Source organism: Parcubacteria group bacterium CG10_big_fil_rev_8_21_14_0_10_36_14 (assembly GCA_002772895.1).
In the GTDB taxonomy this organism is placed as follows: domain Bacteria; phylum Patescibacteriota; class Patescibacteriia.
This window is the reverse complement of the sequence record PFCS01000042.1, coordinates 19,751-31,434: the sequence shown is the minus strand read 5'-3', so window position 1 is coordinate 31,434 and position 11,684 is coordinate 19,751. Positions and strand designations below refer to the sequence as shown.

General features: G+C 34.9%; 11 protein-coding genes and 1 tRNA gene. 5 read left to right on the top strand and 7 right to left on the bottom strand.

Annotated features, from left to right (window positions below; all coding sequences use genetic code 11):
- Both tsaD and COU51_03240 read right to left on the bottom strand, forming a co-directional pair.
- Positions 1-993: tRNA (adenosine(37)-N6)-threonylcarbamoyltransferase complex transferase subunit TsaD (tsaD, locus tag COU51_03245; GenBank protein ID PIR66598.1), on the bottom strand; the 993-nt coding region annotated here is incomplete at its 3' end.
- A gap of 221 nt (positions 994-1,214) precedes the next feature.
- Positions 1,215-1,289, bottom strand: a tRNA-Glu gene (locus tag COU51_03240).
- Positions 1,290-1,391: 102 nt separating this feature from the next.
- Here COU51_03240 and COU51_03235 point away from each other — a divergent pair.
- The 3 genes from COU51_03235 to COU51_03225 all read left to right on the top strand — a co-directional run bounded on the left by COU51_03235 (position 1,392) and on the right by COU51_03225 (position 4,825).
- Positions 1,392-2,528 carry a hypothetical protein gene (locus COU51_03235; protein ID PIR66528.1) on the top strand — a complete coding sequence of 379 codons (1,137 nt, stop codon included), beginning with the start codon at positions 1,392-1,394 and terminating at the stop codon, positions 2,526-2,528.
- Between the two features lie 82 nt (positions 2,529-2,610).
- A complete protein-coding gene (locus tag COU51_03230; protein ID PIR66527.1) occupies positions 2,611-3,021 on the top strand; it encodes a hypothetical protein in 411 nt (136 codons plus the stop codon).
- Position 3,022: 1 nt separating this feature from the next.
- Positions 3,023-4,825 (top strand): hypothetical protein, encoded by a 1,803-nt coding sequence (locus COU51_03225; GenBank protein PIR66526.1) that lies wholly within the window; start codon positions 3,023-3,025, stop codon positions 4,823-4,825.
- A 304-nt stretch (positions 4,826-5,129) separates the two neighbouring features.
- Here the strand turns inward: COU51_03225 and clpP are convergent, their stop codons facing one another.
- Together clpP and COU51_03215 are read right to left on the bottom strand one after the other, a co-directional pair.
- The gene (gene clpP / locus COU51_03220; protein PIR66525.1) at positions 5,130-5,732 is read right to left on the bottom strand and encodes an ATP-dependent Clp endopeptidase, proteolytic subunit ClpP; all 603 of its coding nucleotides are present in this window, start codon (positions 5,730-5,732) and stop codon (positions 5,130-5,132) included.
- A 42-nt stretch (positions 5,733-5,774) separates the two neighbouring features.
- Positions 5,775-6,749, bottom strand: coding sequence for a hypothetical protein (locus COU51_03215; GenBank protein PIR66524.1), 975 nt, complete (start codon positions 6,747-6,749; stop codon positions 5,775-5,777).
- Positions 6,750-7,058: 309 nt separating this feature from the next.
- On the opposite strand from COU51_03215, the gene COU51_03210 reads away from it, so the two are divergent.
- Positions 7,059-7,520: a diadenosine tetraphosphate hydrolase gene (locus COU51_03210; protein PIR66523.1), complete on the top strand. Its 462-nt coding sequence runs from the start codon at positions 7,059-7,061 to the stop codon at positions 7,518-7,520.
- A gap of 90 nt (positions 7,521-7,610) precedes the next feature.
- Here the strand turns inward: COU51_03210 and COU51_03205 are convergent, their stop codons facing one another.
- Positions 7,611-8,348 (bottom strand): hypothetical protein, encoded by a 738-nt coding sequence (locus COU51_03205; protein ID PIR66522.1) that lies wholly within the window; start codon positions 8,346-8,348, stop codon positions 7,611-7,613.
- A 108-nt stretch (positions 8,349-8,456) separates the two neighbouring features.
- Here COU51_03205 and COU51_03200 point away from each other — a divergent pair, with 108 nt between their 5' ends.
- Entirely contained in the window at positions 8,457-8,837 is a 381-nt protein-coding gene (locus COU51_03200; GenBank protein ID PIR66521.1) for a hypothetical protein, read from the top strand.
- 53 nt (positions 8,838-8,890) lie between these two features.
- On the opposite strand, the gene COU51_03195 is transcribed toward COU51_03200, so the two are convergent.
- A complete protein-coding gene (locus tag COU51_03195) occupies positions 8,891-10,171 on the bottom strand; it encodes an aspartate--tRNA(Asn) ligase (GenBank protein PIR66597.1) in 1,281 nt (426 codons plus the stop codon).
- Positions 10,172-10,201: 30 nt separating this feature from the next.
- Positions 10,202-11,506: a hypothetical protein gene (locus COU51_03190; GenBank protein PIR66520.1), complete on the bottom strand. Its 1,305-nt coding sequence runs from the start codon at positions 11,504-11,506 to the stop codon at positions 10,202-10,204.
- Positions 11,507-11,684: the final 178 nt, after the last annotated feature.

Genomic DNA, 11,684 nt, shown 5'->3' with positions numbered 1-11,684 from the left:
TAAATTCGGACTGGCGTTTATTTTAAAAACTTCGTTCTTTTTTGCGCGCTTATATTTTTTCCAGCCGGCAAATGCAATCATTGATGCGTTGTCTCCTGTATATTCTAAATTAGGCAAATATACTTTATAATCTAATTTTTCCAAAGCGTTCCGCAACTCCTTATTAGCACTAACTCCGCCACCAACAAGAATTGATTTTATATTATATTTTTTTGCGGCGTATATAGTTTTTTTAACCAAAACATCTACCACTGCATTCTGAAATTCTTTGCAGATTGCAGGTGTCATTTTTTTAAGCTCTGTTTTACTCATTTTTTTTGCTAAATATAAGGTTGCGGTTTTTAATCCGGAAAAAGAAAAGTCAAAATCTTTAGAATTTAACATCGGGCGGGGCAATTTTAAATTAAGAGGTTCAGCGCCTTGTCTTATGGCAAGTTGCGAAATAATCGGACCTCCGGGGTAACCAAGATTTAGCATCTTCGCCACTTTATCAAATGCCTCGCCAACTGCATCATCACGGGTTTCTCCAATAATTTTATATTTTCCAAAATCTTTCATTAAGACCAGCTCTGTATGTCCTCCGCTTACGATTAACCCAAGCGCAGGAAACCCAATCCTTTTATTATTTAAAAATGGCGATAATAAATGCGCTTCGGTATGATTTACTTTAACAAGAGAAATGTCTGCGAGCCCCGCAATCGCTTGCGCAGCCAAAACTCCGACGCGCAGAGAGGTTACAAGTCCGGGTCCGTATGTTACAGCGATTAAATCAATAGTTTTTATTTTTATTTTTCCCAACGCCCGCCCCACTACATCATAAACAACTTCCGCGTGTGCTCTTGCGGCAACCTCCGGCACCACTCCACCATATTTTTTATGAATATTTATCTGCGACGAAACTATATTTGAAATAATTTTAAAATTTCCACCCTTTACTTCGCAAAGAGAGGCTGCTGTTTCATCACAAGATGTTTCAATCCCTAAAATTTTCATAACTACATTATATCATTACCCAGCAAAAAGGCCCCGATTTATCGAGGCGCTTTTGCTGGTACCGCTACGGGGAATTTCACGTCGCTTCGCTCTTTCGAGAACCTCCGGGTTCTCGAATAGCTCTCCTCAGAATGTAGGGGAAATACTTTCCCTTACCACCCCTTTGTTCAATTCCTATATAATACCAATAAAAACTTCCAACTTATGTTAGATACTTTTGCTGGTACCGCTACGGGGAATTGAACCCCGATTTTCAGGATGAAAACCTGATGTCCTAACCATTAGACGATAGCGGCATAAACTAAAGAATATAGTAGCACATATTTTTATATTTGTCAACTTGACATTAGAGGCAATTTTTAATAAAGTCAAAATAGCTCTTTCAGCAAGGAGGCAGGATGTTCAAAATCGCAGTTCTTGGAGCCGGCGAACAAGCGCAAGGCGTAGCTTATTATTTGAATCATGACCCGCGGGTCAAAGAATTTGTCTGTTACGACAATGATGATATGCGACTTTATGCTATTCGAAAATATCTTGGTAGCAAAGGGCATATCTTTCTATTGGATGCAGATGATCCAGATATTTTGCTTCGTGTATTGCAAGAAGGAAAATATCATGGCGTATTTAACGCGCTTCCATATAGACTGCTCCCAAAAACTACTCAAACGATTATTATGGCCGGACTTCCTGGTGTTGACCTCGGACAAGCAACAGGAGAGCAAGAATATCTGCGCGATGCCGCAGAACAAATAGATGTATCTTATGCTCGCGGATGTGGAATGGCACCTGGGATTATCTCTGATGTTGGATTTGCGGGAATAAAGGAATTGGATAAATGCTTTAGTGTCAGAATGTATTGCGGAGGAATCTTGCAGAACCCACGTGGCAAACTCGGACATGCAAGTTTTTTTAGCGTTCCAGGACTTTACTATGAATATGCGGCTACTCCGTATTATATATTTGGCGGAAAAAAAGTTAAGGGCGAACCTCTTATGCCGGGTAATAGCCAGACCTTCGTTCTGCATAATGATAAAAAAATAATTAATACCGAGGCTGCCGTAACGGCAGAAGCGTTTGAACCGGATATTGAACTTTGGGAAGAAGTATCAGATACGGTCTCTTACGCAACACTTCGCCATACTGAATTTAGCCACTTTACAAAAGTAAGAAAAGCTCTTGCTACGAAAAACGAAGAAGAGTTTATTGATTGGCTTTGGCGAAATCTTATTCCAAAAGAAGGCGAACGCGACATGATGGTTTGGCGAGTTTATGTCGTTGGCGAAAAAGCCGGTGTGAAAACAACTATCATTTATGAATCAATCTGCATGTATAATGAACAAGTTTGCCTTTCTGCAATGCAACAATACACCGCCTTTCCGGCTACCGAGACCTTACTCCAAATACTTTCACATCCACAATCTTGGCCGGCTGGATTCCCATATCATGAAAGACATATCAATATGGCATTATTGAAAACCAACCTTTTGCGCCACGGGTTGGTTATCAAAAAAACCATTATCCCCGATCTCAGTTAATATATATCCCCAATTTTTGGGGATTTTTTATTCACAATAAAAATAAATATGATACAATGATAATATAGATATATACATTATTATGGACTTATTAGATAAAATCATAGAGCACAACAAATCACGAGATGAATATTTATATAACCCTATTTCGCAAATTGAGGAAGAGGGCGAGCTTAAGGTTGATGTTTATCAAAAGGGTGATAACATAATAGTTAAATCAACAATCGCTGGCGCCAAGCCGGAGGATATTGATATTAGTGTTAATAATGACATTTTAACTATCCGCGGAAAACGTGAAATGGAAGAAAGTGTTGAAGGAAAAGATTTTATTCACCGTGAATGTTATTGGGGAAGTTTTTCTCGTTCCATTATTTTACCCTCCGAAGTAAATAAAGGCAGGGTAAAAGCGATTATTAAGCGTGGGGTGTTAACTGTAATTCTTCCAAAAATTAATAAAAAAAAAGAAATACAAGTAAAAGAACTTGAGGAATAATATGCGCCGCTTATTTAAAAAATATCGTAAACATATTTGGAGTTATGTTGTCGGGTCATCGATAATTTTTTTAATATTCTTGGGAATTCTTTTTTTTCGGACATCACAAACTGGCGTTATATATAAAAATGTTTATATAGGCAACGCTTATTTTGGAGGCCTTTCAAAAGAAGAGGCAAAAATTCTTCTTTCAGGAACATCGAATAATCTTCTTGAAAAAGGCGCGACACTATATTTTAATGGTGACGAAATTTCTTTAAAACTCCAACAATATGCAACTGACCCTGATTTAACACGTGAAATTATAAAATTTAATGTAGAAAAAACAGTTGAAAAATTATATGAAGTCGGTAGACATTCATTTAATCCGCTTCAAAATCTAAAAGACACAATAGATGTTTTAGTCGCAAAAAAAGAAATAAAAGCTGAGGTAGAATTTGAAGAAAATAATCTATATCAATATTTTCAAGAGAACCTTAAAGGATATGAAGTCCCATCGCAAAATGCATCAATACACTTTAATGGAGATAAGATCGAGATAACAAATGAAATCGTCGGTTCACAAATCAATTATGAAAATCTTGCTAAAACAATAAACTCTCAATTGTCATTGCTTCAACGTCCATATGCTACAGTTAATATAATTTCAAAGAGTCCTACAATCAAAAAATATGAAGTTGAAGATAGGGTAGAAGAAATAAATCAAGCTTTAGCTAGGACTCCTTTTAAAATAAAATATAGAGATGACATCTGGGAAATAACAAGAGCAGATTTGAAAAAAATGCTTTATTTTGAAAAAGTGGATGGTGTGGCTGTGTTGGCAATAAATAAAAGTAATTTTGAAAAATTTATAACACAAATAAAACAAGTCGTGAACATTCCGGCGAAAGAAGCAAAATTTATAATTGAAAATGGCAGAGTAAAAGAATTTCAAACCAGTCAATTAGGGATTGCCTTTGATGGAGAAAGAACACGACTAGCTTTAAATAATGTTCTTGCTAACGGATTTCCGGCAGTTAATGCTGTTATAGCAACCGACATGCCTAAAATAACAACATCAAACGCTAACGAGCTCGGAATAAGTACATTACTAGGGATCGGGGAGTCGAATTTCACAGGTAGCCCTCCAAACAGAATTCACAATATACAAACAGGAGCAGAAAAATTGAACGGTCTTCTAATAAAACCCGATGAAGAATTTTCATTAATAACTGCGCTCGGAAAAATAGATGCTGAAAACGGTTTTAAGCCTGAGCTAGTTATTAAAGAGGGCCGGACAGTGCCAGAATTTGGTGGCGGACTTTGTCAGATTGGGACAACCGTATTTAGAGGAGCAATTGATAGCGGATTCAATATCACAGAAAGGAGAAACCATTCTTATCGCGTAAGTTATTATGAACCGGCGGGTACTGACGCAACAATCTATAATCCTTCACCTGATCTAAAGTTTATAAACGATACTCCAAGTTATGTTCTAATTCAAACCAGGATTGACGGAACAAAATTATTCTTTGAATTTTGGGGAACCGATGATGGGCGAGAGGTTGTTTATACGAAACCCGTCATCTATAACACTACACCTCCTCCAGCTGTAAAATATATTTATACAACCGAGCTACCAGTAGGACAAAAGAAAAAATTAGAAACCGCTCATGCCGGAGCTGATGCCTATTTTGAATATAACGTTAAATATCCTGACAATAGAAAAGAGTTGGCTACTATTTTTTATAGTCACTACCGACCATGGGCAGAAGTCTGGCTCGTAGGCACAACAAGCACATCGGAAAAAACATCTGGTATCTAATACTAAAAAAATCCCCGAATCGGGGATTTTTTAATATATTCGGATAGTTGCACCCAAGAAGACTAGCCAAAGGTCAAGTCTAGTCGGAACCAGGTCTTGCCTCTAACTAGCCCCCATGCTTGTCGTGGATGCAACTATCCGAATACAGCTTCATTTTCTTTATCATATTTTCAATAAAGCATATTTTACTTTATCATAAACCCTAAAAACTGTCAAGTTAAGTGTAATTTTAGTATTCAATATACATAAAAATCCCCTAAATAAGGAGATTTTTATGTTCTTCGGTAATGCTGTATTGATGATTTTACTTGATTATCTTATCTACTAAACCATAAGTAACAGCCTCTTCCGCGCTCATAAAATAATCACGCTCTGTATCAGCTTCGACTTTCTTAAGCGATTGACCAGTATGCTTTGCTAAAATCCTATTTAAATTATCTTTTATTTTCAAAATTCTCTCTGCCCGTATTTTTATATCGGTTGCCTGACCCTCAACTCCACCCATCACTTGATGAATCATGATCTCTGAATTAGGCAAAGCAAATCTTTTATCTTTTGCGCCCGAGGCCAATAAAAATGCCCCCATTGATGCAGCCATACCAACGCATATAGTTGAAACATCCGGTTTAATAAATTGCATCGTGTCGTATATTGCCATTCCGGCAGTTACGGCTCCACCGGGACAATTTATATATAATTTTATATCAGCCGTTTTATCCTGGCTTGCTAAAAACAAAAGTTCTGCAATAACGGTATTTGCAACGGCATCGTCAATCGGACTTCCTAAAAAAATAATCCTATCTTTCAGAAGCCGAGAATAAATATCATAAGCTCTTTCACCAAATTGAGATTTTTCTATAACAGTAGGAATTAAGTATGAATTTTTTATTTCTTTTTTGTTTTCCATAATTTTTTTATTGATAATTTATAAGTAAAATATATCTTATTATTATTTAAAAGTCAATCGCTCTTCAATTCTCCATTCATTATCTCCTTCCACAATTTGTCCGCCGGCAACAAAGAATCCAGCCGCGCGCTTGTGCCCTCCTCCGCCATATTGAGAGGCAATCTCAGCCACGTCAAAATTATCATTATTACTGCGGAAACTGCCTTTGGCTCCGCCATCCACTTCTTTTAAAACTAAAATTATGTCAGCATTTAATATGGCATTTAAAAAATTTGAAAGTCCTTCCAGTGCTTCATACACAGCATCGTAATCGCTACTAATGTCATTTATGAAAATAGCTGTTGAAGCGATATTCTTTTCTTTATTTAATTTTAAACGCGAGAGGGCTATCCCCCAAACCCGTAATATTTCCGGATTTTTATTTGTATAAAAAAACTTAACAATCCGCCTATAATCCGCGCCTAAAGATAGAAGAGAGCTAGCGATACTGACTGATTTTTCGGTTGCCGCGGCATTTGATAAAAAATTAGTATCAATCAAAAGGCCGGATAAAAGAGCTGTCGCAATATCAGGAGTTATAAAAAAATCAATAAATTTCAGGAAGTCATAAACTATTTCGCAGTTGGCTCCGGCACGATTGTCCCTTATCACAATATCAGCGTCTTTTTGTTTATTTAAATGATGATCAACAACGGCCCAAGTTTGTTTTTTGTATTTTAATATATCTTCTATTCCACACCGCCTAAGTTCGCTACAATCTACAAAAATTACCAAATCATAAGCTCCTAAAAAAATATCAATACTATCTGTAAACTTTTTAGATTCACTAATAAAAGAAAAATTATCGGGTATTTTATCTAAACAAAAATAACCGGTCTTTTTTCCCATGCTCTCTGCGTAAGACCCTATAGCCAAAGCGCTTCCTAACGTATCAGGGTCGGGATTTCTGTGCGAAACAAAAAGAATGGTGTCAGCCTCCTTTATTTTTTGATTCAGTCTATTAAATAATAATTGCATAAGAGAATCTATAATAATAGTATATAGGCATAATAATGTCAAGATACAAAAAAACCGTTCTTTAAAATTTGTAATAAAGTCTATCTATTAATATCTATAGTAACAAACCGATAATCGTGATAATAGACATTTCCGGAGATAATATTCGAACTAAAATATTGTATTTATCTAAAATTACATAAAAATTGATTTCTATTTTTAAAAGGTTATCTCTCATTTTTTAAAAAAATATATTATTAAGTTTACTTTATAAGTTGATATATTTTTATTTTTTTGATAGAGTAAATAATATAGATATATAATAAATATATGGAAAAAACAAATTGTATTTTTTGCGATATAGTAAGTGGAAAAGTACCGTCATATAAAATTTGGGAAGATGAAAAACACCTTGCTTTCCTTAGTATATTTCCAAATACAGAAGGGTTTAGTGTGGTTATACCAAAAGAACATTACCCAAGCTATGCTTTTGACTTGTCAGACGAAGTGTTGACAGGGCTGGTGTTAGCATCTAAAAAAGTAGCTAAATTATTAGATGAAAAATTAGAAGATGTAGGTAGAACTGGAATGATTTTTGAAGGTTTCGGCGTAGACCATGTCCATGCAAAACTTTTTCCTATGCATGGCACCGCTAATATGAAAAAGTGGGAAGAACTAAAATCTAATGTTGATAAATATTTTAAAAAGTATGAAGGATATATATCATCTCATGATTACAAAAGAGAAGATGATGAACGCCTTACGCAACTTGCAGAAAAAATAAGAAACTAAAAAAGACCCCTTGTTGGGGTCTTTGAAATTAAAGGTTATCACCATATTTTTTATTTACAGTGTATATGCCACCTCTTGGAACTTGAATCATTAAATTACCTTCGTCGGTATTTTTCTATAAATTCTGACGAAATAACTAAGGAATTTACCATTTTCGTTAAATAAATGTAAATATTCCTGCCAATCATTTCTTGTATTTGGAGACATCTGACTAATGTATTCCTTTATACGTCTATCGTCTGCAGGTACTACATTATATTCTGACTCGTATTCTAATGTTATTAAGAGATTGGCAAACAACCTATCCCAGTAATCTTTTGTGCAAGACGTAGATAATTTCGTGCCTATTTTAGCGTTAAATTCTGCAATAAGATTATTAGGGGGGGATGAATGATAATAATAAAGAGCTACTAACATATATCTCCACGGCTTCAAGACTCTCAGTGCTTCAATAACATGGCTTCTTCTATTGTTTGATTTAGTAAATGGAAGATGCCCTCCAATAACTACATGACTGAAGGTGTTGTTCTCAAATGGTAACCTCCCAGCATCTCCTTGTTGAAATAAAACCTTGTCAGCGATATATTCATCTACATTACTTTTTGCAGATGCAATGCTTTTCTGATCTATATCGACGCCCACACATCTCGCTTCAGTGTAGCGTGCAATTTCAATAGTAATAAAACCAGTTGAACAGCCAATTTCAAGTATATTGGATTGGTTATTGATAAATGAATTACGTATCCATTCTTTAATAGTTAAATAACTTCCAGGCGGCGTATTGACCTGACCAGACTTTACAACTGATGACAAATAATTATTCATCATAAACTCCTTGATGCGAGATTAAGCTTAACTTATATTATAAGGGTATACTTGTCAAGTGTATAATTAAAATGTATTATATAAATGGATTAAAGATTAATTATGTAATTTATGAAAAAGAAAAAATATAGACCATTTAAAATTTCATGTGGATTGAAAGAAGGTTATGGGGCATCTGCTAAAATACATACGATTACAGAAGTTCGTAAGCTGATACAAAAATGGATAGAGGAAAGAATTAAAAGTGGTGAAAAAGTTGTTGTAGGCACTTTATTTAAAGGTCAATTTATTTATCCTTGGATTGAAGGTAAAAAAATATCTTCAAAATATGAACCAGCATTTCATTATAAAGGTATCATTAGAGATGACGCATCTGATAAAGAAGCTATAGAAATGTTAGAAAATCTAGCTAAAGAATTGGCAAAAAAATTTAAACAACATAGAATACATATTGAATTTTGCTCGGATTATTTTGTTATTGAAAATAAATAATATAATATATAGAATAAGAAACTAAAAAAGACTCCTTATTGGAGTCTTTTGATTTATGGACTTAATCTGTTTGGTCCACGATACAAAAATGTTACCTCTCTCACATTTTTATAACCCAGTAATTTCATCAAAAACCTAGTCAGCCCAAAACCAAATCCTCCGTGTGGTGGACAACCATATTTGAAAAAATCTAGATACTGTTTTAATTCTTCAATACTAAGTTCTTTTTCTAAGACTTGATTTTTTAGTTTTTCATATCTATGTTCACGTTGAGCTCCGGTTGTTATTTCTACTCCTCTAAACAAAAGATCAAAGCTTTTAGTATGAGTCAACATACTCTCATGACGCATATGATAAAAAGGTCTTGCTGTTATAGGATAATCAGTAATAAAGACAAAATCAGACCCAGTCTCTTTTTTAATAATATCACTTATTACTTTTTCTTCTCTAGGATCTAAATCATCAGTTTTTTGACTCTTATATCCTGTCTTAGACACTAATTCTTTAGCATCTATCAGAGTTACTCTTGGAAAACTGATATTTGTTTTGGGGATAGATATTCCCAAAAAGCCTTTGAGTGATTCTGGCAACTCTTGCATCAAGGTATTGATAGCGTATTTTATCATTTCTTCTTCAAAATCCATTACATCCGCATGGGAATCAATCCAAGATATCTCTACATCAATACTAGTAAATTCGGTGTCATGTCTAGAAGTAAAAGAGGGGTTGGCTCTAAAAACCGGGCCCACTTCAAATACCCTATCTAGTCCTGCGGCCATTGCCATTTGTTTATAGAATTGAGGCGATTGAGCCAAACAGGCCTTATCTCCAAAATAATCCACTTGGAACAACTCTGCACCCGATTCACTTGCAGTAGCCATTAGTTTTGGAGAATGAATTTCTACACATCCTCTCGTATTCCAATAATTTCTCAGTGCTCTTTCTAGAAGAGTTTGAATTTTGAAAAGCCAATAATTCTTTCTTGACCTTAAATCAAGAAATCTCCAATCCATTCTTGTCTCATGATTAGAGTTGTCATTGATTGGCAATTCTCTTTCTGCTAAACTAGTAATTTCAATAGAGCCTATCTGAACTTCTAAACCCAATAATTTAACGTTTGGATTATCTACTACCTTACCAGTAATTAGAATTGTCGAGTGCAAGGTGAGACTATTAATAATCTCTTCCGCTTTGTTGCCTTTTTCATTTACAAGTTGAACTGCGTGGTCACCCTGTCGTACAATTAGAAATTGTACATATTTGAGATTTCTAATCTTATCAACCCATCCATGAAAGCGTACATTGTTACCTTTTTCTTGTAGTAACAATGCAATGGTTGTCGTTTTCACCTGCAATCTCCTTTCTTATGGGTAAATTTTTCGTCGAAATGTTCGAGGAAAAGGTATTGCATCACGCACATGTGGAATCTGCAACAAATATCGTATAAATCTTTCAACGCCCATTCCAAATCCAATATGTGGCACAGAACCAAACTCTCTTAACTGTTTTAGCCAGTCATATCGACGATCATTTGACTTGCCTTTTTCTTTCATGCGCTCATCCAATTCATTAATATCAGATATTTTTTCAGCAACCCCAAGAAGTTCTCCATAACCCCTTGATGCTATTAAATCAGCCGTAAGAGTTACTTCCGGATCGTTAGGGTCTATCCTATAAGGAAATGGCTCTATTTTTCTTGGAATGCCAATTACCCAAAATGGACCATTAAAATTCTTGGATAAAAGCTCCTCTTCTTTTGTACTCAAACTTTCCCCGAAAGTAATATTAACTTTTTTCTTTTGCAATAAAGATATTGCATCACGATAAGTAATCCGTGGATAAGGAATAGTTTCGCAGTCATCACAAAATTCTCTACCCAATGTTTCACTTATTCTATTTTTCTCTGCTAATTTTTTAGATTGGATAGCTAAAAATCTCAAGAATCTCTCAACATGGTAAATAATATCTTCAAAATCACCAAAAGCCATTTCTGCTTTTATATGCCAATACTCCATTAAGTGTCGTTTACTTCTACTTTCTTCACCCCTAAAGCTTGGACCAATATTGTATACTTTTTCAAATGCATGTACCGTGGCTTCCAAATAGAAAGCAACACATTGGGTTAAATATGCTTCTTGATCTGGCAAAACTGCTGGTATCACACTGCTATTTTGATATAGCGGTATTGTTGTAAGCAGCGGTGCGGTAATTTCTACATATCCATGATCTCTAAACCACTGATGAAATAGTCCCATTATAATATGTCTAAAGTAAAGGATTGCCATTACTTTATCATTTCTGATATATAAATGTCTATTTCGCAACAAGTGATCCGCTAACCCTTCATCAAAAATATCAATATTAGATCTGGGGTTTGGAGAAAATTGTTTAGCTAAACCGATCACTTCAAAAGTTTGACAATTCACTTCTTCGGTACCCGCTATACCTTCAATCATGACCGAAGATTCCAGAGATATAGTTTTAGCCAAATCGAAAATAGCATCTTCAACCTTATATCGTTCAACGACAACTTGTATATTTCCAGTTGAATCACAAATATCTAAAAAAATTATCTTGCCGTGTCTACGCTTGTTTTTTAACCAACCATAAATCTTTACCCTTTGACCTTTTTTACCTTTTCTTATATCTGATATGTACTGTTTTTTCATTTTTTCACTCCTTTTGTAAGGTGCGGTTATGCTTGAAATTTATCAAAATTTAACCCTTTTGTCAAGTATATACACCAGAGACGGGACGCAAACCGAAAATTTCCAATAAAATAACAAGCTTATTGCAAAAAACTGATTTCGGGCGGGGATGGGAATAATTCTCCAAGTGCTATATGGT

Excerpts from the sequence above, each read along its gene's own strand:
- COU51_03210 (PIR66523.1), top strand. The coding sequence starts at position 7,059 with ATGGAAAAAACAAATTGTATTTTTTGCGATATAGTAAGTGGAAAAGTA.
- COU51_03235 (PIR66528.1), top strand. The coding sequence starts at position 1,392 with ATGTTCAAAATCGCAGTTCTTGGAGCCGGCGAACAAGCGCAAGGCGTA.
- COU51_03225 (PIR66526.1), top strand. The coding sequence starts at position 3,023 with ATGCGCCGCTTATTTAAAAAATATCGTAAACATATTTGGAGTTATGTT.
- COU51_03230 (PIR66527.1), top strand. The coding sequence starts at position 2,611 with ATGGACTTATTAGATAAAATCATAGAGCACAACAAATCACGAGATGAA.
- COU51_03190 (PIR66520.1), bottom strand. The coding sequence starts at position 11,506 with ATGAAAAAACAGTACATATCAGATATAAGAAAAGGTAAAAAAGGTCAA.
- COU51_03200 (PIR66521.1), top strand. The coding sequence starts at position 8,457 with ATGAAAAAGAAAAAATATAGACCATTTAAAATTTCATGTGGATTGAAA.
- clpP (PIR66525.1), bottom strand. The coding sequence starts at position 5,732 with ATGGAAAACAAAAAAGAAATAAAAAATTCATACTTAATTCCTACTGTT.
- COU51_03205 (PIR66522.1), bottom strand. The coding sequence starts at position 8,348 with ATGATGAATAATTATTTGTCATCAGTTGTAAAGTCTGGTCAGGTCAAT.
- COU51_03215 (PIR66524.1), bottom strand. The coding sequence starts at position 6,749 with ATGCAATTATTATTTAATAGACTGAATCAAAAAATAAAGGAGGCTGAC.